The sequence below is a fragment of the Thermodesulfobacteriota bacterium genome, from assembly GCA_040755095.1.
Classification (GTDB): domain Bacteria; phylum Desulfobacterota; class Desulfobulbia; order Desulfobulbales; family JBFMBH01; genus JBFMBH01.
The window spans coordinates 18,653-43,717 of sequence record JBFMBH010000018.1 but is presented as its reverse complement, the minus strand read 5'-3'; the positions used below and the strand labels follow the sequence as shown (position 1 = coordinate 43,717).

At 66.9% G+C, this 25,065-nt stretch carries 20 protein-coding genes and 1 tRNA gene; 7 read left to right on the top strand and 14 right to left on the bottom strand.

The genetic code is table 11. The features are described from left to right. Positions 1–644: 644 nt before the first annotated feature. Complete coding sequence (locus tag AB1634_04970) at positions 645–848, top strand: hypothetical protein (GenBank protein ID MEW6218873.1); 204 nt, start codon at positions 645–647, stop codon at positions 846–848. 5 nt (positions 849–853) lie between these two features. Here the strand turns inward: AB1634_04970 and AB1634_04965 are convergent, their stop codons facing one another. Continuing rightward, positions 854–1,762 (bottom strand): putative metalloprotease CJM1_0395 family protein, encoded by a 909-nt coding sequence (locus AB1634_04965; protein MEW6218872.1) that lies wholly within the window; start codon positions 1,760–1,762, stop codon positions 854–856. Positions 1,763–1,889: 127 nt separating this feature from the next. Then, positions 1,890–3,206 (bottom strand): citrate synthase, encoded by a 1,317-nt coding sequence (locus AB1634_04960; protein MEW6218871.1) that lies wholly within the window; start codon positions 3,204–3,206, stop codon positions 1,890–1,892. 138 nt (positions 3,207–3,344) lie between these two features. Between AB1634_04960 and thiE the strand changes: the two genes are divergently transcribed. Next, positions 3,345–4,073, top strand: a complete 729-nt coding sequence (gene thiE / locus AB1634_04955) for a thiamine phosphate synthase (GenBank protein ID MEW6218870.1) — start codon at positions 3,345–3,347, stop codon at positions 4,071–4,073. Further along, positions 4,070–4,759: a hypothetical protein gene (locus AB1634_04950; GenBank protein ID MEW6218869.1), complete on the top strand. Its 690-nt coding sequence runs from the start codon at positions 4,070–4,072 to the stop codon at positions 4,757–4,759. The genes thiE and AB1634_04950 overlap by 4 nt, the downstream gene beginning before the upstream one ends. Here AB1634_04950 and hflC read toward each other — a convergent pair. The 4 genes from hflC to AB1634_04930 all read right to left on the bottom strand — a co-directional run bounded on the left by hflC (position 4,743) and on the right by AB1634_04930 (position 8,139). After that, entirely contained in the window at positions 4,743–5,660 is a 918-nt protein-coding gene (gene hflC / locus AB1634_04945) for a protease modulator HflC (protein ID MEW6218868.1), read from the bottom strand. The two genes, AB1634_04950 and hflC, sit on opposite strands and share 17 nt — an antisense overlap. 23 nt (positions 5,661–5,683) lie before the next feature. After that, positions 5,684–6,793 carry an FtsH protease activity modulator HflK gene (gene hflK / locus AB1634_04940; protein ID MEW6218867.1) on the bottom strand — a complete coding sequence of 370 codons (1,110 nt, stop codon included), beginning with the start codon at positions 6,791–6,793 and terminating at the stop codon, positions 5,684–5,686. Between the two features lie 172 nt (positions 6,794–6,965). Next, entirely contained in the window at positions 6,966–7,871 is a 906-nt protein-coding gene (locus AB1634_04935) for a rhomboid family intramembrane serine protease (protein ID MEW6218866.1), read from the bottom strand. 181 nt (positions 7,872–8,052) lie between these two features. Then, positions 8,053–8,139: transfer RNA gene (locus tag AB1634_04930), tRNA-Leu, on the bottom strand. Between the two features lie 301 nt (positions 8,140–8,440). Between AB1634_04930 and AB1634_04925 the strand changes: the two genes are divergently transcribed. Then, positions 8,441–9,418: a serine acetyltransferase gene (locus AB1634_04925; protein MEW6218865.1), complete on the top strand. Its 978-nt coding sequence runs from the start codon at positions 8,441–8,443 to the stop codon at positions 9,416–9,418. 119 nt (positions 9,419–9,537) lie between these two features. Continuing rightward, positions 9,538–13,119: a pyruvate:ferredoxin (flavodoxin) oxidoreductase gene (nifJ, locus tag AB1634_04920; protein MEW6218864.1), complete on the top strand. Its 3,582-nt coding sequence runs from the start codon at positions 9,538–9,540 to the stop codon at positions 13,117–13,119. 209 nt (positions 13,120–13,328) lie between these two features. Here nifJ and AB1634_04915 read toward each other — a convergent pair whose 3' ends face one another. The 8 genes from AB1634_04915 to AB1634_04880 all read right to left on the bottom strand — a co-directional run bounded on the left by AB1634_04915 (position 13,329) and on the right by AB1634_04880 (position 20,698). Then, positions 13,329–14,495 carry an ATP-binding protein gene (locus tag AB1634_04915; GenBank protein MEW6218863.1) on the bottom strand — a complete coding sequence of 389 codons (1,167 nt, stop codon included), beginning with the start codon at positions 14,493–14,495 and terminating at the stop codon, positions 13,329–13,331. A gap of 112 nt (positions 14,496–14,607) precedes the next feature. Next, a complete protein-coding gene (locus AB1634_04910; protein ID MEW6218862.1) occupies positions 14,608–14,952 on the bottom strand; it encodes a TIGR02266 family protein in 345 nt (114 codons plus the stop codon). Positions 14,953–15,056: 104 nt separating this feature from the next. After that, positions 15,057–16,283 carry a tyrosine--tRNA ligase gene (gene tyrS, locus AB1634_04905; protein MEW6218861.1) on the bottom strand — a complete coding sequence of 409 codons (1,227 nt, stop codon included), beginning with the start codon at positions 16,281–16,283 and terminating at the stop codon, positions 15,057–15,059. 33 nt (positions 16,284–16,316) lie between these two features. Next, positions 16,317–17,882, bottom strand: a complete 1,566-nt coding sequence (gene rny, locus AB1634_04900) for a ribonuclease Y (protein MEW6218860.1) — start codon at positions 17,880–17,882, stop codon at positions 16,317–16,319. 221 nt (positions 17,883–18,103) lie between these two features. After that, positions 18,104–18,241: a hypothetical protein gene (locus AB1634_04895; protein MEW6218859.1), complete on the bottom strand. Its 138-nt coding sequence runs from the start codon at positions 18,239–18,241 to the stop codon at positions 18,104–18,106. Positions 18,242–18,716: 475 nt separating this feature from the next. Continuing rightward, positions 18,717–19,001 carry a cell division protein ZapA gene (locus AB1634_04890; protein ID MEW6218858.1) on the bottom strand — a complete coding sequence of 95 codons (285 nt, stop codon included), beginning with the start codon at positions 18,999–19,001 and terminating at the stop codon, positions 18,717–18,719. A gap of 81 nt (positions 19,002–19,082) precedes the next feature. Beyond that, positions 19,083–19,421, bottom strand: coding sequence for a cell division protein ZapB (locus tag AB1634_04885; GenBank protein ID MEW6218857.1), 339 nt, complete (start codon positions 19,419–19,421; stop codon positions 19,083–19,085). Positions 19,422–19,672: 251 nt separating this feature from the next. Then, positions 19,673–20,698 (bottom strand): NTP transferase domain-containing protein, encoded by a 1,026-nt coding sequence (locus AB1634_04880; protein ID MEW6218856.1) that lies wholly within the window; start codon positions 20,696–20,698, stop codon positions 19,673–19,675. Between the two features lie 283 nt (positions 20,699–20,981). Here AB1634_04880 and AB1634_04875 point away from each other — a divergent pair, with 283 nt between their 5' ends. Together AB1634_04875 and AB1634_04870 are read left to right on the top strand one after the other, a co-directional pair. Beyond that, positions 20,982–22,079, top strand: a complete 1,098-nt coding sequence (locus AB1634_04875) for an ABC transporter substrate-binding protein (protein ID MEW6218855.1) — start codon at positions 20,982–20,984, stop codon at positions 22,077–22,079. Beyond that, positions 22,079–24,955 carry a response regulator gene (locus AB1634_04870; GenBank protein ID MEW6218854.1) on the top strand — a complete coding sequence of 959 codons (2,877 nt, stop codon included), beginning with the start codon at positions 22,079–22,081 and terminating at the stop codon, positions 24,953–24,955. The genes AB1634_04875 and AB1634_04870 overlap by 1 nt, the downstream gene beginning before the upstream one ends. Positions 24,956–25,065 lie beyond the last annotated feature (110 nt).

Below are 25,065 nucleotides of genomic sequence, written 5' to 3'. Positions count from 1 at the left end.
GGGGGAAGAAAAACCAGGGAAGGTAAGGACGGAAGGGCGGGAAGAAGAACCTGCGGCCTTTTCAGCCGCCCAAGGCTGCCGACTTTCTCACCGGCAAAACCTGCGGGGTTTCAGGTCGGCGGTAATAGTCGCTCTTCCCGGACCAACCGACCGCTTTCCCGGAAAATGGACGGAATACCGGACTCCCACGACGTGAGCCGTTCACCGGGAGTGCCGGAAACGGGGGGCCGTCATGCCCCCACCCCGGCCCTCCCCCGCTGAGCACCCGCTGGGGGAGGGAGCGAACAAGCCCAAGGCAGAGGACCAGACGATACCCCAATGGGGGAGGGCAGCAAGGGAGAAGGGTCACGTCACGGCCGCTCGGAGGTTCCCTGGGAGGACCGCCCGACCACGCCCTTACGAGCCAACCGACCCCGCCGCCGGCAGGCCTCCAGCGCGCAGCTGCCGCACCTCCTCCACGGCTCCCCCCCCCAGCGCCCTGATCCGCCGTTGAAAAAGATTGCAGGGGCCGCTGAGCCATGCCGATACCATGAGTAAAGAGGTCGAGAAAAGGAGGAAGAAGGGAAGGCAAAAAACGGGCGTCCCAGAAACCGACCAAGGCCGGGCCTGCTACCCAAACGACCTCACCTCAAGGAGAGACGGCCATGGCAGTCTGGCGATTTGCAGTGGAAGGGGACACCGTGCACTACGGCGACCAGACGCGGCGCCGCCTGACCCACCGGGGCTGCAACGAGCCCTTCCGGGATCGTTACTGGTGCCCGAAGCGGCAGTGGTTCCAGAAGGAATGCTGCCCGTTCGCCAATCAGCGGGAGTGCGAGAACTTCGCCAGCATGTGCGGGGGGCTTTAGGCAAGCTAGACGATGCGGCTGAAGCTGCCAAGACCGCGGGCCTGGCTGCCAGCCGGCGGCAAACCGGGGCTGGGGCGGGGCGCCCCTGCCGGCGCAGGGGTCTCGGACCCCTCCTGGCCAGTCTCGACGCCCCCGGCGCCGTCCTCGGCCGATTGCCCCGCACCTCTGGCCTGTATCGCCTCCTGGCGGGCAGCCTGCTCCTCTCGCCTGAGGGCGTCGAGCTCCCCGTAGGCGGTCATCAGACGTTGGCCCGCCAGGGCCGCCACCCGCCGATCCTGCGCCGACGGATTGGCCGGGGCCAGGGCGGCCCGCCGGATGGTGAGCATCTTGGCGATGGTCCGCTGCGGGCTGCCCTCCGCCGAGGTGTCGATCCCCACCTCGCCTCCCACCGCGTAGTACCGGCCATCCGGACCCCGCACCCGCTGATAGTGGGCGCTGCTGGTGGCGTAGCCGCCGGCGGCCGCCAGATGCGCCCGCTCATGGGCCTTGACCTCGGTATCCCGGCGCCGGAGGGAGGCCACCGCCAGCTGCTCCCGGGCGGTCAGCACCTGGTCTTGGGCGGCCACGGCCGCCGTATCGCCAGACCCTGCAGCTTCGGCCGCCGTGCCGGTCTGGTCAGAGGCGCCGGCTGCCCCACCTGGGCTGCCGGTGGCCGGCCCGCCGCCGCCGGCACCTCCCCCCTGCCGGGCATAGGCCTGGGCCGCGCACAGCCGGCAGATGCCGCAGGCACAGCTCCGCACCTGCCCGCCCTGGGCCAGGGCTGGACGCACCTCGGCCCTGCCCAGCCGCACCTCAACATCCTGGGCTGCCGGCGCCTGTGCCTGGAAAAGCGCCGGCACCCGGGGCTGCCGCGCCGGGCTTGCCAGGTTGGCCAGTTCTGCCGGGCCGTTGCCTACAGCTTGGGTGGGCGGCATCAGGAATCCCCCTGCACCCGGGCATCCTGCCCCAGGACAGGGCCGGTCCGTGGCCCTTCATCAGGAATGGAATGTCCCAGCATACCATCTCGCCCCCGGCAAGGGGAGCAGGAAGACGGGCGCCCCCTCAGCCTCCAGCCTCGCGCCGCTCCTCCACAGGCACGAAGGGCCTGGCCTGGGGCCCGATATAGACCTGCCGTGGCCGGCCGAGCCTGGAGTTGGGGTCGTCCCACATCTCGATCCAGTGGGCGATCCAGCCTGGCAGCCGGCCCAGGGCAAACATCACCGGGAACATGTTGGTGGGGATCCCCAGGGCCCGGTAGATGATGCCGGAATAGAAGTCGACGTTGGGGTACAGGTGGCGGCTGATGAAGTACTCGTCCTTGAGGGCAATCTCTTCCAGCTCCTTGGCGATGTCCAGCAAGGGGTCATTGATCGCCAAGCTCGCCAGCAGCTCGTCGCAGGTGCGCTTGATGATCCTGGCCCGCGGGTCGGTGGTCTTGTACACCCGATGGCCGAAGCCGTAGAGGCGGAATTCGTCCTTGGGATCCTTGGCCTTCTCGACGAACTTCCGGTAATTGCCGCCCTCGGCATGGATCTGGGAGAGCATCTCCACCACCGCCTGGTTGGCGCCGCCGTGCAGCCGGCCCCACAGGGCACTGATGCCGGCAGAGATGGAGGCGTAGAGGTTGACCCGAGCGCTGCCCACCAGCCGCACCGCCGAGGTGGAGCAGTTCTGCTCGTGGTCGCCGTGGAGGATGAGGACCTTGTTCAGGGCATCCACCGCCTCCGGCCGGATCATGTAGGGCATGACCGGTGAATCGAACATCATGTTGAGGAAGTTGGCGCAATACGACAGATCATGGCGGGGATAGACCAGGGGATGGCCGATGCACTTCTTGTAGGAAAAGGCCGCGATGGTCCGCACCTTGGACAACAGCCTCGCCACCATGGAATCCAGGTTCTCCACCGGGTTTTCCGTCATCTCCGGATAGAACGAGGACAGCGTGTTGACCATGGAGGACAGGATGGCCATGGGGTGGGCATGGGCTGGGAAGCCGTCGAAGAAGTGGATCATGTCCTCATGGATGAGGGCATAGCGGCCCAGGAAGCCGGAGAAGAGATCCCGCTGCGCCTGGGTGGGCAGGGAGCCGTGCACCAGCAGATAGGCCACCTCCACAAAGGTGCAATGCTCGGCCAAGTCCTCCACCGCATAGCCCCGGTAGCGCAGGATGCCCTTTTCACCGTCCAGGTAGGTGATGGCGCTGGCGCAGGCGCCGGTGTTCATGAAGCCGCTGTCCAGGGTGATGTAGCCGGTCTTGCTCCGCAACGCACGGATATCGATGGCCTTTTCGCCCTCGGCGCCGATGATCACCGGTAGCCGGTAGACCTGCCCGCCCACATGGAGCTCCGCCTGTTCGTCCGTGATGTATCGATCCAGCATGGTGTCGCCTCGCCTCTGGTGCTCGGATGCCTCCCTGGCCGCAGCCGCTGAGCCAGGGGAAATACTTTAGTGGAAAGGCCCGATACGGGCAAGAAAAGAGATTGCTGCGGCGAGCGGTCCGGCTAGAATGGGGGCACCATGGTCGCCCCTGCCGCCTCTTCCCCAGCCGCCAGCCGCCTGGCCCAGCGCCTGCGCCTCCTGACCGAAGAGGTCACCGTCTACCCGGTGTCCTGCGAGAGGCTGGCTGCCGGCCGCTCGGATCTGGAGTGGCTGCGGGCGGTCCTGGCCGGCGGCGCCCGCATCGTCCAGCTCCGGGACAAGGAGGCCAGCAGCCGGCAGCTCTACGCCAAGGCCGAGGCCTTCCGGCGCCTGACCAGCGATGCCGGGGCGCTCTTCATCATCGACGACCGGCTGGATGTGGCCCTGGCTGTGGATGCCGACGGCATCCACCTGGGCGACCAGGACCTGCCGGCCGAGGCGGCCCGCCGGTTGGCCCCCGAGCTCATCATCGGCGTCTCCTGCCACAGCGGCGAGGATGTGGCCGCCGCCCTGGCCCAGGGCGCCTCGTATTACAACATCGGCCCCATCTTCCCCACCGCCACCAAGACGGGAGTGGCTCGCTCCGTGGGTCCCGAGGCGATCGAGGCCTGGTGCCGCCTGTCCCCCCTGCCGTTTACGGTGATGGGCGGCATCAAGCGCGACCACGTGCCGGAGCTGGTGCGCCGCGGTGCCCGCCGGTTGGCGGTGGTCACCGCCCTCACCCAGGCGCCGGACATCGAGGCCGAGACCCGGGCCCTGGTGGCCGCCATCCGTTCTGCCCTGGCGGCCCGGGCCGCTGGCGGCAGCAGCCGTGAGCCGGAGCCATGATGCCCAGCCTGGGCGAGCGGGTCGCCCACATCGAGCTTCTCATGCGCTACGCGGTGCCGGAGCAAGATCTTCCCCAGGCCCAGGCCCTGGTGGCCCGTTTCCGGGCCGATACCGTGGCCCTCCATCTCCTGCACGAGTTCTACAGCTATCTGCCGGAGGCGGTGGAGGACGCGGTGGTGGACCTGCGGCTGGCCGCCCGGCGGCGGGGCGTCTGCCTGCTCATGGCGCGCACGGCGGGCGGCCAGGCCTTCTTCTACTTGGTGTCCAGCGAGGGCGCCACCTTCCTGGGGCCGGCCGGTGCCGGCATCTGGGACCCGGAGGTCTTGCAGTACTTCCGGCTGCGGGAGCGGCCGGCCCTGGCCGGACTCGATACCCGGGCCGAGACCCTGCCCCCGTATCGGCCCATCGACGAGAGCCCGGAGATCTGCCCGGCCTGCGGGGTCTCGGCCGGCGACTGCCATGTCCTGGGCTGCCCGGTGGAGACCTGCCCCTGGTGCGGCGGCCAGCTCACCCGCTGCCCGTGCCGCTTCGAGCAACTGGATACCGCCGAGATCGCCGAGGAGGAGATCGGCGCCCTGGCCCGGCGGCTGGAGGCCCAGGGCCGCATCCCCTTCGACCCGGCCCGGGAGCGGCCCGGCTATCTGCAGGTTGGTGCCAGCGGCAAGCCGGTCAGCGGATCTTCTTGAGATACTGGTAGAACTCCGAATCCGGGGACAGAACCAGGGTGCTGTTGCCAGCCACCGTTTCCCGGTAGCTCTCCAGGGTGGTCAGAAAGGCGTAGAGATCCGGATCCCGGCTGTAGACCTCGCCGTAGATGCGGGTCGCCTCGGCATCGGCCTCGCCCCGGATCATCTGGGCGTCCCGGTTGGCGGTGGAGATGATCTCCTTGAGCTCCTTGTCCAGCCGGCCGAGGATGGCCGCCTTTTGGCCCTCGCCGTACGAGCGCTTCTCCGCCGCAATCCGCTTCCTCTCCGAGATCATCCGCTCGTAGACCTTGAGCCGCACGCTCTCGATGTAGTTGACCCTCTTGAAGAGCACGTCCAGAAGCTCGATGCCGTAAGACGGCGTGATCTTGGCCGCGGCCTCGTGGATCATGGCGGTGATCCTGTCCCGGCCAAAGGCGATCTCCTCGGTCACCTCCCCGCCCATGGCCTCCCGGGACCAGTCGGAGGAGCGGATGATCTCCACCAGATCGTTCTTGTTCACCAGATCCCGCACCGTGCCGTCGATGATGTCGTCGAGCAGGCTCTGGGCCCGGCTTTCGTTGTTGACCGCCTGCAGGAACCGCAAGGGATCGGCGATCCGCCAGCGGGCGGTCACCTCCAGGTAGACGAAGGTCTTGTCGTTGGTGGGGATCTGGTTGGGATCGCCGTCCCAGATCAGGATGCGGCGCTCGAAGTAGCGAACGTTCTGGATGAGGGGCAGCTTGAGCTGCAGCCCGGCCTCGACAATGGGCTTGCCCACCGGCCGGCCGAACTGCATGATCACCGCCTGCTGCCCCTCCCGGACCAGGAAGAAGGCATCCCAGGCCAGGGCCAGCAGCCCCACCACCACGGCAAGAAGAACGAAACGGATGCTCTTGGCCATGCTCGTGCCTCCGTGTGCCAGCCCTACGGCTGTTTCCGGCCTCGGGAAAGATCCAGGAAGGGCACCACCCCGCCCTGTTCCGCGTCCATCACGTAGATCTCTTTCACGTTTGGCAGCACGGCCCGCATGGTCTCCAGGTACATGCGCTTGCGGGTTACCTCCGGCGCCTGACGGTACTCCTCCAGGATGGACAGGAAACGGGCGGTCTCGCCCTGGGCGTTGTTGACCCGCTCGATGGCATAGCCCCGGGCCTCCTCCTGGAGCTGAGTGGCGGTGCCCCTGGCCTTAGGGATCTCCCGGTTGTAGGCCTCCTCCGCCTCGTTCACCAGGCGCTTCATGTCCTGATCGGCCTCGTTGACCTCGTTGAAGGCTGGCTTGACCCGCTCCGGCGGATTCACATCCTGGAGCTGCACGGTGACGATGTCGATCCCGCTTTCGAAGCGGTCGAGGGACTCTTGCATCTCCCGGGCCGTGGCCGCCGCCAGGATCTCCCGGTTGCTGAGCACGTAGTCGAAGTTGGCGTTGCCCATCACCCGGCGGATGACGGTCTCGGAGACATCCCGCACCGTCTGCCGGGGATCCCGGATCCGGAAGAGGTAGCTCATGGGGTCCCGGATCTTGTATTGAACGATCCACTCGGCATCGATGACGTTCTTGTCGCCGGTGAGCATGAGGGACTCGGGCTCAAAGCCGCCCTTCTCGTAGGTGGTCTGCTGCCCCGGGACCTTGGTGCGGAAGCCGAACTCCTCCTTCTGCACCTTCTCCACATCCACCTTGACCACCTCGTCCAGGTACGGGATCTTGAAGTTGAGCCCAGAGCTGGTCGTATGGGCGTAGCGGCCCAGGCGCAGCACCACCCCCCGCTCGCCAGGCTGCACGGTGTAGAAGGAAGACAGGGCGGCGTTCAACAGGAACAGCACCAGCAGGAAGGTCGCGACGCGGCCCAGACGGGAGGGCCCGCCAGGGCCCGCAGCCGGCCGCGGCCGGCTGCCTCCGGAGCCGTCACCGCCGCCGCCTGCACCGCGACCGGCAAAGGCCTCCCGGATCTGGTTCAGCAGGTTGGCGATGAGCTTCTCCAGGCTTGGGGGCCGTGGCCCCTGCCCCCATGGTGACTGCGGTTGTTCCCAGGCCATGCGCGTCTCCTTAAGGCGTTGCGTCCCACCGGCCCGCCAAGTCGGCGGCGCCCGCCACCGTCCCATGCCATTCCGGCTCGGCAGCCTTCCCTGAGATACAAGGGTCAGACGAGAAATGCAACCCCTGGCCTGGAACATGGCAGCGCCAGGCCGGGCGCAGCGGCCAGCGCCGTCAGCTGTTCCGGATGGCCAGCCACCAGGCCCCCACCACCACCGCCAGACTGGCGATCCCCAGGGCCCAGGCCACCGGACGGGGCAGACGAGCGGGTGGGCTGCCCGGCAGAACAGCAGCGGCCAGCCCCAGGAGAAGACCGGCGGCCAGGCCAAAGAGATGGGCACCCAGGTCGGTGTGCTCCCCCTCGGCGCCCAGCATGGCCAGAAGGGCCAAGGCGGCGGCCAACGGCAACAGCATCCCCCGCCAGGCCGCCCGCCGGCGACGCCAGAGCTCCTGGCCGGCCAGGATGCCCAGACCACCGAAGACGGCGGTGGAAAAGCCCACCGACAGATGGGGGCCCTGGCGGGCCAGCACGTTGGCGGCGTTGCCCAGCGCCCCGGAGAGGAGCACCAGGAAAAGGCCGAGGGCACTGCCCATCTGCCGGCACAGCAGGTGGATGATCACCCCGCCAATGAGCATGTTGCCCACCACATGCACCGGATCGGCGTGCAGGGTGAGGGCGGTGATCAGACGCCACCACTCGCCGTGGCTCAGGATGCGCTCCGACGCCACGGCGCCGATTCGAAACCAGATGGTATCAAGGGCCCAGGGGCCAGTGATCAGGTAGAAGCCGGCCAGGGCACCGGCGAGCAGAATGGTGGGCGGCCGTGGCGACAGGACCGGTACCGGCTCCTGGGCAGGGGGCGGCCAGGCCCGCTCCTCCTCCTCGAAACGGGCGATCTCGGCCCGGGCCCGGAAGGCCTCGGCAGCCGGCACAAAGAGGCCCCAGACCGCATGGTCCCGGTCGATGCGGTAGCTGATGCCGGCCGCCGACACCACCACGGCCAGGGTTTCCACCCGGCGCCGGCTGGGGGAGCGGATCACCGCCACCTCAATGCCGTCCGTCTGCTCGGAGGTGTCCAAATGATGGGGCTCCCGGAAATGCAGCTGGGGCTTTGCGCGAGGAGACGCCCCCGGTCGAAACCGGGTCCCGGGACCCACGACACACAAGATCGCCCCGCCCGGCTGATCAGGACAGGAGCGTTGACTGCTGGCGGAACCGGGAGGGAAACAGGAAAGGCCGAATGGAGAGGGAAAAGAGTGCTGGTGCCGAAGAGGAGACTTGAACTCCTACGGGGAGACCCCCACTAGACCCTGAACCTAGCGCGTCTACCAATTCCGCCACTTCGGCAACCACACGGCGGGAAACTTACCGACGGCGCCTGCACTTGTCAAGAACGTTCTTGGGGAAAAAACCTTTTGCAATGTTCGCCCCTTCCTCATAGAATAGGAGGCCTTTTTCCCTTGAGACCGCCGGGCGCCTCATTCCGCCTGTTCCAGCGGATCCTTGAGAACGTCGTAGTGAGCTCGTCCTGGGCTTTCTGTTCCTGAGCGAAGCCATCATCCTTCGCGATCCCTGCCAGGAGTCCGGGCCCGCAGCCTGGCCGCCGGCCCGCCCCTCCCTTCTGCCGGTTGGGAGGGCATGACAAGCCATGACCTTGGACCAGGACCACGACAACGTGAGCGAAGGCGGCCCCTGCCGGGAGGTGCGGTCGCAAGCCATCGAGTTTCGCCACCGGCTGCCGGAGGTCGTCGACCGCCTGGTGGACACCTGTTACTCCGGCCAGTGCTTCGAGCACGTGGGTGCCGAGCCCCTGCCCTCCCGGGCCAATGTCGTCGCCCTGGTGGAGGCGACCCGGGATATCCTCTTCCCGGGCTACTTTGGCACCCAGGGGGTGGATGCCGTCAACCTGCGCTACCGGCTGGGCCTTGAGATCTCGAGCCTTTTCGATCGACTGAGCGTCGAGATCACCAACGCCATCCGTCATGACTGCATCCGCTGCCATCTGCCCTGCCAGGAGTGCAGCGAGCAGGGCAAGGAGAAGGCCTATGCCTTCTTGCAGCGGCTGCCGGACCTCCGGGCCAGCCTGGCCACGGACGTCCGCGCCACCTACGAGGGGGACCCGGCAGCCAAAGGGGTGGACGAGATCATCTTCTGCTACCCCGGTGTCTTCGCCATCACCGTCTACCGGATCGCCCACGCCTTGCACGAGCTGTCAGTGCCGCTCCTGCCGCGGATCATGACCGAGTATGCCCACAGCGTCACCGGGGTCGACATCCATCCCGGGGCCGAGATCGGGCATTCCTTCTTCATCGACCACGGCACCGGGGTCGTGGTCGGCGAGACCACGGTCATCGGCAACCGGGTGAAGATCTACCAGGGGGTCACCCTGGGGGCCCTGGCCTTCAAGCGGGATGCCTCCGGTGCCCTGGAACGGGGCAGGAAGCGCCACCCCACCCTGGAGGATGACGTCACCGTCTACGCCGGCACCACCATCCTGGGGGGAGAGACGGTGATCGGCGCCGGCTCGGTGATCGGCGGCAATGTCTGGCTGACCCGCTCGGTGCCGCCAGGCACCAAGGTGCTGTTGAATCCCCCGGAGCTGATCCTCAAATCCCGCGGCGCTTGAGCTGGTCGCCGCCAGCACGAAGAGCTGCGGCAGCCTCAGTCCCTTCGCTATTCTGCAGTTCGTTTTTCAGGGCACGATCCCTTTTCCAAACCCTAGACCCGAACGAGGAGAAGACGCGCATGTCACGGAAGATGGTCACCATCGACGGCAACCAGGCCTGCACCCATGTGGCGTATGCCACCAACGAGATCATCACCATCTACCCCATCACCCCCTCGTCGCCCATGGCCGCCGAGGCGGATGCCAAGGCCACGGCCGGCCAGAAGAACCTCTGGGGGACCGTGCCCCTGGTCTCCCAGATGCAGTCCGAGGGCGGCGTGGCCGGCTCCCTGCACGGCTCCTTGACCACCGGCGCCCTGTGCACCACCTTCACGGCCTCCCAGGGCCTGCTCCTGATGCTGCCCAACATGTACAAGCTGGCCGGCGAGCTCACCCCCACGGTCTTCCACATCACCGCCCGCTCCCTGGCCTGCCAGGGCCTGTCCATCTTCGGCGACCACAGCGACGTCATGGCCGCCCGCCAGACCGGCTGGGGCATGCTGTGCTCCCAGAGCGTCCAGGAGTGCATGGACTTCGCTCTGGTGAGCCAGCAGGCCACCCTGAAATCCCGCATCCCCTTCATGCACTTCTTCGACGGCTTCAGGACCTCCCACGAGATCCAGAAGGTGGAGCAGCTGACCATGGATGACATGCGGGCGATGATCGACGACGAACTGGTGATCGCCCACCGCAGCCGGGGCCTGTGCCCGGACCGGCCGGCCATGCGCGGCACTGCCCAGAACCCGGACGTCTACTTCACCGGCCGCGAGACGGTGAACAGCTTCTACGCCCAGGTGCCCGGCATTGTCCAGGAGACCTTCGACCGCTTCGCCAAGCTCACCGGCCGCCAGTACCATCTCTTCGACTACCTGGGGGCCGAGGATGCCACCGACGTCATCGTCGCCATGGGCTCCGGCTGCGAGACGGTGGCTGCCACGGTGGAGCACTTGGTGGCCCAGGGTGCCAAGCTGGGTCTGGTCATCGTCCGCCTCTTCCGGCCCTTCGACGCCGCGGCCATGGTGGCGGCCCTGCCTGAGAGCGTGCAGCGGATCGCCGTTCTCGACCGCACCAAGGAGCCGGGCGCCGCGGGTGAGCCCTTGTATCAGGATGTACGCACCGCCATCGGCGAGGCCCAGGACAACGGCACCCTGGCCAAGGCCCCCCGGGTGGTCGGCGGTCGCTACGGTCTGGGCTCGGCGGAGCTCACGCCGGCCATGGTCAAGGCGGTCTTCGACAACCTGGCCAGCGATACGCCCAAGAGCCACTTCTGCGTCGGTCCCAACGACGACGTGGCCCTGACCAGCCTGGCCTACGACGAGGCGGCCTTCAACATCGAGGGCACCGGGGTCTACCGGGCGATGTTCTACGGCCTGGGCGCGGACGGCACGGTGGGTGCCAACAAGAACACCATCAAGATCATCGGCACCGAGACGGACAACAACGCGCAAGGCTACTTCGTCTACGACTCCAAAAAGTCCGGCTCGATCACCACCAGCCACCTGCGCTTCGGAAAGAGCCGGATCATCGCGCCTTATCTCATCAACAAGGCGAACTTCATCGCCTGCCACAACTTCACCTTCCTGGACAAGTACGACATGCTGTCCAACATCGAGGAAGGCGGCACCTTTCTCCTTACCACCGGCTTCAACAAGGACGAGGTCTGGCAGCACCTTCCCGCCGAGGTCCAGAAGCAGATCGTTGACAAGAAGCTCAGGTTCTACGTCATCGATGCCATCAGCCTCGCCGGCGCCATCGGTCTGGGTGCCCGCATCAACATGATCATGCAGACCGCCTTCTTCCTCATCTCCGGCATCCTCACCAAGGAAGAGGCGATCGCCTCCATCAAGACCGCCATCAAGAAAACCTACGGCACCAAGGGCGACAAGGTGGTGAACATGAACTACGCCGCTGTCGACGCGGCGGTGAGCAACATCCACGAGGTGGCGGTGCCGGCTACGATCAGCGGCCACCACCGGCCGGCCACCGTGCCGGCGGACGCCCCGGCCTTTGTCCGGGAGGTCACCGCCAAGATGATCGAGGGCAAGGGCAGCGAGATCAAGGTCTCCCAGATGCCGGCGGACGGCACCTGGCCCACCGCCACCACCCAGTACGAGAAGCGCAACATCGCGGTCACCGTGCCGGAGTGGGACCCGGAGGTCTGCATCCAGTGCGCCCAGTGCTCCCTGGTCTGCCCGCACTCGGTCATCCGCATGAAGATCGTGGACGCTGCCGACGTGGCGGGCGCGCCGGCCACCTTGAAGTCCGCGGATGCCAAGGGCAAAAAGTTCGAGGGCAAGAAGTGCGTCCTCCAGGTGGCCACCGAGGACTGCACCGGCTGCGCCAACTGCGTGGTCAACTGCCCGGCCTTTGCCAAGGATGCGGAGGGCAAGAGGACGGAGCACAAGGCCATCAACATGGTCAAGAACACGGAAGAGCTCCGGGAGCGGGAGGCGGCGAATTACAGATTCTTCCTGTCCCTGCCGGAGATGCCGTACGAGGAGATCGATCCGACCACCATCAAGGGCAGCCAGCTTCTGCGGCCGCTCTTCGAGTACTGCGGCGCCTGCGGCGGCTGCGGCGAGACCCCCTACATCAAGCTCGCCACCCAGCTCTTCGGCGACCGGATGATGATCGCCAACGCCACCGGCTGCTCCTCCATCTACGGCGGCAACCTGCCCACCACCCCGTACTGCGTGCGGGCCGACGGCCGGGGACCGGTGTGGGCCAACTCGCTCTTCGAGGACAACGCGGAGTTCGGCCTCGGCATGCGCCAGACCGCCAACAAGTTCCGTGCCATGGCCGAGGAGCTCCTGGGCGAGCTGACCACCGCCGGCAGCCTGGATGCAGCCATGGTGGCGGAGATCCTCTCGGCGCCCCAGGCCACCCGGACCGAGATCGAGGCCCAGCGGGGCCGGGTTGCCGCCCTCAAGGACAAGCTGGCCGGCCTCGATAGCGGCACCGCCAAGCGCCTGGCCGCCATCGCTGACTACCTGGTCAAGAAATCGGTCTGGATCATCGGCGGAGACGGCTGGGCCTACGACATCGGCTACGGTGGCCTCGATCACGTGCTCGCCTCCGGCGAGAACGTCAACGTCCTCATTCTCGACACCGAGGTCTACTCCAACACCGGCGGCCAGATGTCCAAGTCCACCCCCCGGGCTGCCACCGCCCAGTTTGCCGCCGGCGGCAAAAAGATGCCCAAGAAGGACATCGGGATGATCTTCGCCACCTACGGTAACGTCTATGTGGCCAAGGTCTCCATGGGCGCCAACCCGGGCCAGGTGGTGAAGGCCATGAACGAGGCCGAGGCCTACAACGGCCCCTCCCTCATCATCGCCTATGCCCACTGCATCAACCACGGCATCGACATGACCCAGGGTCTGGAGCAGCAGAAGAAGGCGGTGGCCTGCGGCCACTGGCCGCTCTACCGTTTCAACCCGGAGCTGGAGGCGGCGGGCAAGAACCCCTTGACCATCGACTCCAAGGCGCCGTCCATGCCCTTCGCCGACTACGCCAAGGCCGAGAACCGCTACCGGGCCCTGCGCCTCTCCAACCCGACCATGGCCGACGAGCTCATGGCCATGGCCCAGCGGGACGTGGAGCGCTCCTGGCAGGCCCTGGTCAGCCGGCAGGCTGCCCTGGAGCCCAAGAAGGAGGGTTGATCCCGCCCCCAAATGAAGCCAGGCCGGCGGCAATTGCCGCCGGCCTGGCTTCATCATCCCGATCCCCCGCCCCGCCCCGCTTCCCCCACCTCGGGGACGCCGTGCTTCTCCTGATCTTCGGCTCGTCAGCCCGCTGGCCGGGCTGCCTTCCGGATCACCGCAGCCTTTGCGCCGGGGGTCGCGGCGGCACCGCTCTTTGCCCCCAGCCATCAAGAAGCAAAGAGGGAGCCGCCATCCCGCCAGCTGGTCACCTGCATCCCCTTGTGGCGATAGGTCTCCGCGCCCCCGTAGACCAGGGTGGGATGAAGGGCCGTCGAGCCGGCAAGGGCCTGCCACCTCTCCAGCCCAACAAAGAAATCCCGATTCACCGTCTTGCCGGACTTGATCTCCACCGGCATCAGCCGGTCGCCCAGCTCCACAATGACGTCAACCTCATTGCCGTTGCTGTCGCGCCAGAAATACAGGCCGCCGGACTCGCCGAGATTGCGTCGCGATTTGACCAGCTCGGCAAGAACCATGGTCTCGAACAGCGCTCCCCGCAAGGGATGATTCGCCAGCTGGGTGGTGGTGCGGATGCCCAGCAGCCAGCTGGCGAGGCCAGTGTCGAGAAAATAGAGCTTGGGCATCTTGACCAGCCGCTTGTTGAAGCTGACGTGGTGGGGCCGCAACAGCCACACCAGATAGCTGGCCTCCAGGACCGAGAGCCACGATTTGACGGTGTTGTGGGTGATACCGCATTCCGTGGCCAGGGAGGAGAGGTTGAGCAGGTGACCGGTCCTGCCGGCGCACAAGCGCACGAAGCGTTGAAAAGCCCCCAGATCGTGCACGTTGAGCAGCTGCCGAACGTCTCGCTCCACATAGGCAGCCACATAGGCGGAAAACCATGCTGCCGGTGTCACTGGCCGGTCATAGAGTGGTGGGTAGCAGCCAGAGAGAATCAGCGTATCGGCATCGGACGGCAGCTTGTCCGCCCGCGCCAGTTCCGGCAGGGAGAAGGGCAACAGCTCCATGAAGGCGGTGCGACCGGCCAGGGATTGGCTGATGCCGGACATGAGCCCCAGCTGCTGGGAACCGGTCAGGATGAAAAGACCCAGACGGCCTTCGCCATCCAGGCGGGTCTGGAGATAGGAGAAAAGCTCGGGGCAACGCTGCAGCTCATCGAGCACGCCACCATCAGGAAAACGCTCCAGGAAGGTCCGCGGATCGTCCTGGGCAAACTGGCGCAGATCCGGCTCCTCCAGTGACGCATAGGGCCGATCGGCGAAGATGGCCTTGGCCAGGGTGGTCTTGCCCGATTGTCGGGGCCCGGTCAGGGTGACGGCCGGAAAGCCTTGCAGCAAGGCGCGGATGGTCGGGTCGCAGTCCCGGGGGATCATGTCGGGAGCCTAGCCGCAACTTATGCAATCTGTCAAAACATTTTCCATTCCACATAAGAACAGGGCCGACACGATTCCCCAGCAGCCCGGTGGGGTGCCGGGGCCCAAGCCTTCAACCGGAGCGCTTCGGCAGCATGTGCACCTTCTTGAGGTAGCCGGCCACCTTGGCGAAATGGGCCTGGGACATGGCCAGGAACTTCACGCCCATGCCGTCCTCCGGGGTGCCGTTCTGCCGCAGCCAGCGCACCTCGGCCTCGGCCTCCACCATCTCGCCGCTGTCCGGCAGGTTGAACTCCACATAGAGATGCTCACCCCGGGCCAGGAGCCGGTCGGTGTGGAGAAAGAGCCCGCCGACGCCGATGTCGGCGGTGAAGGCGGATCTGAACTCGGTGTCGCTGCCAAAGGTGACCTTGAGCTTCACGTTGGCCCTGCCGGTGTCCCGCCGCTCGATCTCCATCGCTGGTCTGCCTCCCTGGATGTTGGTCTCTCTCCTCGGCTCGGGGACGCCACCAGGGAGGTGGCGGCCGGCGAGCCTGCCCTGATCGGGGCCTTGCGGCCGTGCTACGCGAAGACGATACGGGCGAAGCGCCGTTTGCCCACCTTGAGCACCAGCTCACCGGCCGCGGCCACCCCGTGCTCCGGATCCCCCACGCGCCGATCGTCGATGGAGACCGCCCCCTGCTCGATGAGGCGTCGGGCCTCGGAGGTGCTGGCCACGAGACCGGCATCGAGCAGCAGGCGCGGCAGCCGGATCGGCTCCAGACCGGCAGGGAATCGCCTCTCCGGCATCTGGTCCGGCAGCCGGTGCTGCTGGAAGAGACGCTGGAAATGGGCCTGGGCGGCCGCGGCCTCCTCCGGGCCGTGGAAGCGGCCGGCCAGCTCCCGGGCCAGTTGCTCCTTGGCGGCCTTGGGGTGGAGGCCGCCGGCCGCCACCTGCTGCCGCAAGCCCTCGACCTCGTGGGCGGGCAGGTCACTGAGCAGCTCGTAGTAGCGGAACATCAAGGGATCGGAGATGGACATCACCTTGCCGAAGATCTCGGCAGCCGGCTCGGTGATGCCGATGTAGTTGCCCAGGGACTTGCTCATCTTGTTGACCCCGTCCAGACCCTCCAGGAGGGGCATGGTGATCACCACCTGGGGCGCTTGGCCCCAGGCCCGCTGGACATCCCGGCCGGTGAGAAGGTTGAAGAGCTGATCGGTGCCGCCCAGCTCCACGTCCGCCGCAAGGGCCACCGAGTCGTAGCCCTGCACCAGGGGGTAGAGGAACTCGTGGATGGAAATGGGCTGGCTGCCCTGGAAGCGGAGCCGGAAATCCTCCCGCTCCAGCATCCGGGCCACGGTGAGCTGAGAGGCCAGGCGCACGAAGTCGTAGGCAGAAAGCTTCTCCAGCCAGGCGCTGTTGAAGACCACCTCGGTGCGCTCCGGATCGAGGATCTTGAAGATCTGCTCCTTGTAGGTCTCGGCATTCCTGGCCACGTCGGCCCGGGTCAAGGCCTTTCTCGTTTCCGACTTGCCGGTGGGGTCGCCGATCATGCCGGTGAAGTCACCGATCAGAAACAGCACCTGATGGCCCAGCTCCTGGAAGTGGCGCATCTTCTGGACCAGCACCGTATGGCCCAGGTGGAGGTCCGGGGCGGTGGGGTCGAAGCCGGCCTTGACCCGCAGGGGCCGACCAGTGGCCTGGCTTTGCCGGAGCTTTTCCACCAGCTCCGGCCGGGAGACGATGTCCACGGCGCCCCGCTCAATGAGGGCCAGCTGCTCGTCGATGGTGAGGGGGGAGACGGCCATGGGCGATTCCTTGGCAGGGCCTGGTTGAGGAGGCTACTTGGCGATGTCCACGGCCCGGGTCTCCCGGATCACGGTGACCCGGATTTGGCCAGGGTAGGTCAGCTCGTTTTCGACCTTGCGGGCGATGTCCCGGGACAGCAGCACCGCATCGGCGTCGGAGATCTTCTCGCTGTTGACCATGATCCGCAGCTCCCGGCCGGCCTGGATGGCGAAAGACTTGCTGACCCCCTTGAAGGAATTGGCCACCCGCTCCAGGTCCTGGAGGCGCTTGACATAGGTCTCCAGCATCTCCTTGCGCGCCCCGGGCCGAGCGCCGGACAGGGCGTCCGCCGCCTGGACCAGCACGTCCACCACGCCCTCCGGCGGCACCTCCTCGTGGTGGGCGGCGATGGCGTTGACCACCTTGGGGGATTCACCGTACTTCCGGGCCAGATCCGCGCCAATGGCCGCATGAGACCCCTCCACCTCGTGGTCTACCGCCTTGCCGATGTCGTGCAGCAGCCCGGCCCGCTTGGCCTGTTTGACATTGAGGCCCAGCTCGGCGGCCATGATGCCGGCCAGGAAGGCCACCTCCAAGGAATGCTGGAGCACGTTCTGGCCATAGCTGGTCCGGTACTTGAGGCGGCCCAAAAGCTTGATCAGCTCCACGTGCAGGCCATGGGCGCCGACATCGAAGGTGGCCTGCTCTCCGGCCTCGCGGATGGAGACCTCCAGCTCCTGGGAGACCTTCTCCACAATCTCCTCGATGCGGGCTGGGTGGATGCGGCCATCGGCAATGAGCCGCTCCAAAGCCAGACGGGCCACCTCCCGCCGCACCGGATTGAAGCCGGAAAGGATCACCGCCTCCGGGGTATCGTCGATGATGAGGTCGATGCCGGTGGCCGCCTCCAGGGTGCGGATATTGCGGCCCTCCCGCCCGATGATCCGGCCCTTCATCTCCTCGTTGGGCAGGGGCACCACCGAAACCGTCTTCTCGGCGACATAGTCCCCGGCATAGCGGCTCACGGCCAGGCCGATGAGCTCCTTGGCCTTGCGATCCGCCTGGATCCGGGTCTCGTTCTCGATGCGCACCAGGGCCTTGGCGGCGTCCATGCGCGCCTCGCTCTCGATGCTTTCGGTCAGAAGCCTCTTGGCGTCCTCCTGGGAGATGCCAGCCAGCCGCTCCAGCTCGAAGCGCTGCTCCTCGATCTGGGCGTCCAGGCGCTTCTTGCGCTCCTCCACCTCCGCCTCCAGGCGGCCGAAGCCCTGCTCCCGCTTGAGGAGCTCCATCTCCCGCTGGTCCAGCAGATCGATCTTGCGCTCGATCTGCTCCAGCCGCTGGGACAGCCGCCGCTCCTCCTCCTGCACCTCGGCCTTGCGGGCCTTGATCTCCCGCTCCGCCTCCAGCTTGATACCCAGGGCCTCGTCCTTGGCGGCCAGGCCTGCCTCCCTCTTGAGGCGCTCCGCCTCGGCCAGGGCATCCTCAATGAGCTTGCGGCCCTGCTCCTCCAGATTGCGGTGGCGATTATCCACCAGGCGCTTCCACAGGAACGCGCCGACGGCCATACCGACGGCGATCCCCAGAATGACCAAGAGCACGGTGCCGACCGATATCTGCACGGAGGTTTCCTCCTGGGACGAAGGGGTGCGGCCAAACACTGGACCGGCCGGGCCGGAATCCGGGCTTGCGGCAACAAAGGCCACTGCCGGGGCCGCACGTGAAAGCAGGGTGACCGCGAGGGTGGGCAGGCGCGTCACGGAGCCGGTGCAAACCGGTCCGCCACGGAGGGGGGAGGCGACGAGGGTGGAAGATAAGGGCTGCGGCCGCGCTGGGTGGACGACTACCGATCCTGGATCAACGCCTCGTCGGGCGGCAGCCGCCCCAGCTCACCGGCGAGCCCCGCTCCGGCCACCGGCCGATGAAAGGTCGCTGGTGCGGGACCGACCGACATGTTGTCGAAGCTGTTCTCCGTGCGCATCGGAATCCGTTTCCTACGAGCGTCTATGTCCACCCGACCTGTTCGGGATCCCATGCCGCAGCGTGCCGCGGCCCAGGTTAGCTTGTCCAACGTCCTTAGTCCAAGGCCCTGAGGCGCCACCAGCTCGCACCCGGGCACGGTCTTCCGGTACTCCCTGTCAACTCCCGCCCCGGCTGCACCCGCCGGGCACTGTCACCACATGCCGGGGGTCCCGCGCCGCCGGCAGCTTCCAAAGGAATTCTGGGTGTATCGTGAAGGACGCCCCCAGTGGGGTGCCGTCCGTAATGCAAAATCCCCCGCCAATGCCGTGTCGTAGCGTACTATTGAACCTAACCGGAGTTAGGTGGGGATCCTATGAGTCCCGCAGGCCTGCCGATCGACTCGGCAAGCCATTGGCACCCAGGAAAGACCCCCTTCATAGTCATGTTGGCTCAAAATGATCGCTCCGATCACAAACACAGCAGGGGAACCCCTGTCAGGACAGACCCTCTTCCACCTTGGCGGCCACCTGGGCTGCCCACCGGTTGACCCGTTCCTGATACTGCTCGAAATCCCGCCGCAGGCGGATGTACTGATCAGCCATGTTCAGACTGGCCAGGACGGCCACCTTGTTGGCTGGCAGGCCGGCGGCTCGCCCCTGGGTGAAGGCCTCGAACTGGCTTCGCACGAGCTGGAGGATCTCCTGGACGTCCTCTTCCGGCGCACTGGTGTAAAGAGGAAACTCCTGCCCGAGAACCACAAACTTGACCAGTCGCTCCAACCTGCCTCACCACGGGCCTGCCAGGCCGCCCGCCGCTCCTGGGAATTCATCGAGGCCGCACCCCCCTGGGCCGCCTCCCGCTCACCGCTCCTCGGCCAAAGAAAACAACCGCGACGGCTCGGTCGAGCTCGGCCGCGGCACTGCCACCGCCGCCACCTCCTCCGCCTCGCCGGCCATCTCGTCACCCAGCTCGCTGTGCTCCCAGTCTTCCATTCGGCGCAACAGGCCGCTGACCCGACTGTGCACCACATTACGCTCATCCCGCAATGCGGCCAGCGCCTCCCCCTGCTCGGCGATCAGGCGCTCTTTGTCTTCCAGCCGCCGGACGAGGGCAGCCCGCTCCTCCTTGAGCTCGCGGCAGGCAGCCAGGAGCCTATCCACAAACTGCTCCAGCCTAACCAATGCCTCCTGGTTCTCCATAAGCCTTCTCCTTGGATCGAGGCTGGCGGCAGTCCACATCCAGCCCATATCAGCCAGCAGGGGCAACAGCCAAGCTGCCCGGCTTCCGCGCGGCCACCCCCTGATTTCAGGGCGTACTATACTCAGGCGGGAAGAGCTTAGTCAAGGGGTTTCTCCCGCGCACCCGCCGGGGACCCCATCAAAAAAGAACTGAAAAAACAACTTGTTAATGCCTAGGCCGATCGGCCCGTCTGGTGGTGACAGCGGCGGGCTCAGAGGTTGTTTCCAGCCGGCAGGCCCGGTGGAACGGTGGCGCCGGCCGGCAGCTGGCAGTCGACGAGATGGTTGAAGGGGCCGACCCGCACCCCGTCACCCAGACGACAACGCTCCAGAACCAGAAAAGGTCCCAGATGGCAGCCACGGCCGATCGTGGCCGGCCCCTTGAGGAGGACCTGCGGCTCAAGCACGGTATCCGGCCCGATAGCCACCTCCCCCTGGATCCACACCGTGGCGGGATCCGCCATGGTGACGCCGGCTGCCATGTGCTGCCGGTTCAGGCGCTCCTGAAGCACCCGGCCGGCCTGGGCCAGCTCCCGTCGGGAATTCACCCCCAGGACCTCCATGGGGTCGGCGCAGGGGAAGGTGTCCACCCTGCCGCCCCCGGCCGTAGCCTGGCTGACGATGTCGGTCAGATAGACCTCACCCTGGCTGTTATCGGTGCCCACCCTGGCCAAGGCGGCGAAGAGGAAGGCGGTGTCCGCGCAGTAGATGCCGGCGTTGATCGTGCGGATGCGACGCTCCTCCGGGCTGGCGTCCTTCTCCTCGACGATGCGGCACACCGCCCCGCCGGCCGTGTGCACGATCCGGCCGTAGCCAAAGGGCTCGGCCAGCTCGGTGGTCATGAGCGTCACCAGAGGCCGGCGCTCCTGGTGCTGGGCCAGAAAGGCCTTGAGGGTCTCGGTGCGGATGAGCGGGGTGTCCCCGCACAGGATCAGGGTGAGGCCGCCCTCTCGCCCCAGGACCGGCTCGGCACACAAGACTGCGTGACCGGTGCCGTTCTGGCGCTCCTGAAGCACGAAGGCCAGGTTCCGGCCGGCCAGCGCCTCTTGCACCCGATCCGCCTGGTGGCCCACCACCACCGCCAGGCCGGCCAGCTCCAAACCGTTCACGGCGGCAAGGACATGCTCCAGCATGGGCTTGCCCCAGATGGGGTGCAAGACCTTGGCCAGATCCGACTTCATGCGCGTTCCCTTGCCGGCGGCAAGGATCAGTCCCCGGACCGGGAGTGAGGCCTTCATCGCATATCCTCCTGCAGTTGACGGCACCAGACTCCCCCCGCGACTCGGCAGGCCTGGCTGGTGCACCCGGCCCGGCATTCTAGCAAAGGGGTCTGCCATTGCAAGCCGCTTTCCGTCCGGGCCGCCTGCCGCAAGGACTTCTCAAGCAGGGCCCCCTTTCGCTATCATGGGGGATGCCATGCCAACCCCAGGCACCCGCCACCCCAGGACCTCATCCCGTGGAGGATACTCGATGTCCAGCCCCGCCCAGCCTGCCCCAGGACCTGCTGTCCGAGAGCCTGCCTTGTCCCGTCGCGACTTTCTTGCTGCCACCGGCAGCCTGGCCCTGGCCGCCGGACTGCCGGCCAGCCGTCTGTGGGCCACCCCCGTCAAGCCCCGGGAGGTGAGCATCGGCCTCTTCGGGCCATCCCACTGTGCCGCGCCCTTTGTCTTCACCCGGACGAAGGGACTGTTCGAGCGCCGCCAGCTTGCCGTCAACCTGGTGAACTATCCCGCCATGCCCCTCATCGCCAAGGATCTCATCGCCGGCACGCTGGATTTCGGGCAGCTCATCGTGCCGCTGGCCTTCGCTATCCACACCGGCGCCAAGCCGTTCGAGCAGGCGACGCCCCTGGTCATCCCCCAGGTGGGCGGCACCAACGGCGCGGCGCTCATGGTCGCCAAGGCCTCCAACATCAAGGCCCCCGGCGACTTCATGGGCAAGACCCTGTCCAACCACAGCAAGCTGAGCGTGCATTACCTCCTCAACATGATGTTTCTGGAGATGCAGGGCCTGGACTGGACCCGGGATGTCAACTTCCGGATCATCGAGCTGGACGACAGCATCGAGGCCATGCAGCGGGGCGACGTGGACAGCTTCGTCATGCCCGAGCCCAAGAATGCGGTGGTGGAGGCCAAGGGGATCGGCACGGCCTACATGTTCTCCAAGTACCTGTGGCCCAACCACCCCTGCTGCGCCCTGGTCACCCGGCGGCAGTTCTTCGAGGACCACCGGGAGCTGGTCACGGATGTCACCCGGGCCACCACCGAAGGAGGGCTTGTCGCCAACGAGGCCAGCAACCGGGAGGAGCTGGTGGACCTCCTGCGCGCCAGCTCCGACTTCCGCTACGACCAGGTGCCGAAGCCGGTGCTCCAGGCCGCCTTCACCCCCGGCCGCTCCGACTTCTTCCCCTTCCCCTTCCAGAGCTCGGCCCGGGTGATCATCGAGATCATGAAGCGCTACGGCCTCCTGGCGGCAGACATCGACGAGGCGAAGCTGGCCGCCGAGGTTTTCCTGTCCGATCTGTCCCGGTCGGTGCTGACCGATCTCGGCGTCCAGGCACCGGCAACCAACTTCCGGCCGGAGAAGATCCTGGGCAAGCTCAAGGAATACGGGGCCTGATGGCTAACCCTCTGGGCAGCCGCTTCACCAACAAGATCCTGGTGTGCATCGTCACACCGGTGCTGCTGGTGTGCGCCCTCCTGGGCTCGTACTTTCTCTACCGGATTGATACCGACTCCCGCCGGCGCATCGAGGAGAAGGCGGTGTCCGTGAACCGCCTCCTGGCGCGGATCAGCGCTGTGCCCATCCTCACCTACGACTACTGGTCCCTGGAGGAATATGTGCACGATATCCTCCAGGACCAGGAGATCGTCTACGCGGTGATCCTGGACCGGGAAGGCCACCCCCTCACCAGGAGCAGCGGGCGGCCGGCCGACCTGGACCCGGCCTCGGTCAAGGTCTACCGCAGCCAGATCCTCCACAACGACCACCCCATCGGCCGCGTCGAGACCGGCATCTCGACGCGGCGGTACAAGGGCGAGATCCGCCACGATCTCGTCTTCCTGGGCACCAGCTTCCTGGCCTGCCTGGCCCTGGTCTTGCTGGTCTCTCTCCTCCTCTCCCGGGCAATCACCCGGCCCATCCATCATATCGTCCTCCAGATGCGCCGCACCGGCCAGGGGGATTTCACCGCCCGCGCCCAGGTGGCAAGCCGCGACGAGATCGGGCTCCTGGCTGACGGCTTCAACAGCATGCTGGAGCAGATCGAGCACCGGGATGCCGAGCTGGACGGCTACCGGGAGAGCCTGGAGAAGCAGGTGGCAGCCCGCACCGCCGCTCTGGACGCCACCACCCGGGAGCTGGCCGCGGAGCTCGCGGCCCGCCGCCAGTCCGAGGACGCCCTGCGCCGCTCCGAGGCCTTTACCCGTACTGTCCTCGACAGCATGCAAGATGCCATCGCCATCATCGATGCCCGCACCTTCGTCATTGTCGACGCCAACCGGGTCTTTTACGATCACTACGCCCAGGAAGAAGGGCAGCAGGTCCTGGGTCGCACCTGCCACGAGGTCACCCACGGCAGCGTCATCCCGTGTGGCCCCCCCGACCACCGGTGCCCTTTGAGCGAAACCCTGGCCTCCGGCGGCCACGCCCGGGCCGAGCATGTGCACCGGGTTCGCAACGGCCAGGCGGTCTACACCGAGGTCGCCACCTCCCCCATCCGGGAGGAGGACGGCGCCATCGCCCGGGTGGTCCATGTCTGCCGGGACATCACCCGGCGCCGCCTGGCCCAGGAGGAGCTGATCGCCGCCCGCCAGGCCGCCGAGGAGGCCAGCCGCCTCAAGTCCGAATTCCTGGCCAACATGAGCCACGAGATCCGCACGCCCATGAACGGCATCATCGGCATGACGGAGCTGGCCCTGGCCACCGAGCTGGACGAGGAGCAGCGGGACTACCTGGTCACCGTGCAGCGCAGTGCCCAGTCCCTCCTGGAGATCATCAACGACATCCTGGACTTCTCCAAGATCGAGGCTGGCAAGCTCAGCCTCGACATCATCGACTTCAACCTGCGGCTGACCATGGAGGGGGTGGCGGAGACCCTGGCTCCTCAGGCCTCGGCCAAGGGTCTGGAGCTGGCCTGTCTGGTGCACCACGAGGTGCCCTGCCTGCTCCGGGGGGATTCCGGCCGCCTCCGCCAGATCCTGCTCAACCTGGGGGGCAACGCGGTGAAGTTCACCGGCCGGGGCGAGGTGATCCTGCGGGCCGAGCTGGTGGACGAAACGGCGGAGAAGGCCACGGTACGCCTGTCGGTGAGCGATACCGGCGTCGGCATCTCCCGGGAGAAGCAGGCCGTGATCTTCGAGGCCTTCACCCAGGCCGACGGCTCCACCACCCGGGTCTTCGGCGGCACCGGTCTGGGCCTGTCCATCTCCCGCCGGCTGGTGGAGATGATGGGCGGCCGCATCGGTGTCGACAGCGAGGAGGGACAGGGCAGCACCTTCTGGCTCACCGTGACGCTGCCCAAACAGCCCCTGGCGGCCGCCACCCTCGACACGGCGCCGGTGGACATCCGGGGCATGAAGGCCCTGGTGGTGGACGACAACGATACCAACCGCAGCATCCTGGCCAAGATGCTGGAGGGGTTCGGCTGCCGGCCGCTGGCGGTGGCCTCCGGCGCCGAGGCCATCAACATGCTCAAGATGGCGGCCGCCGCCGGCGCCCCTTACCGTTTCGTTCTGCTGGACATGCAGATGCCGGGCATGGATGGCGAGCACGCCACCATCATCATCAAGAGCACCCCGGAGATCCGGGACACCGCCATCATCATCCTCACCTCCCTGGGCCAGCGGGGGGACGTGGCCCGGCTCCGCAGCCATGGCATCGCCGCCTACCTTGTCAAGCCGGTGCGGCAGTCTCTTCTGCTGCAGACGATCACCACCGTGGCGCACGGCAGCCCGCCGGCGGCCAGCGCCAGCCCCGGGCCGGTGGTCACCCGGCACCTCCTGGCCGAGCAGCGGCTGCGGGAGGTGCGCATCCTCCTGGTGGAGGACAACCCGGTCAACCAGAAGATGGCCGCCACCATGATGCGCAAGGCCGGCTACCAGGTGGAGATCGCCAGCAACGGCCAGGTGGCTGTGGAGGCCGTAGCCCGGGAGCGCTTCGACCTCGTCTTCATGGACGTGCAGATGCCGGTCCTCGATGGCCTGGCCGCCACCCGCGCCATCCGCCAGTGGGAGGAGACCGGCCAGCCGCGCCACGCCATCGTCGCCATGACCGCCCACGCCCTGGCCGGCGACCGGGAGCGCTGCCTGGAGGCAGGCATGGACGACTACATCACCAAGCCGATCCGGCCCCAGACCCTCTTTGAGACCATCCGGCGATGGACCGAGCTCGACGCGGCCGCGCCGGAGCAGACTGGAGCCGCCGTCGCCCCCGCCGAGCCGCCACCCGCCTGCCCAGGAGCCGGCCTGAAAAAGCAAACAGGGCAGAAGCCCTGACGGCCCCTGCCCTGTCTGATGCCCGACCCGGAGAGGATTCTACTTCCTTCTGAGCTCCCAGGGTGAGTGTTTGACAAGACGGGCCGTTCCTGGTATCCCGTGTCCACTTC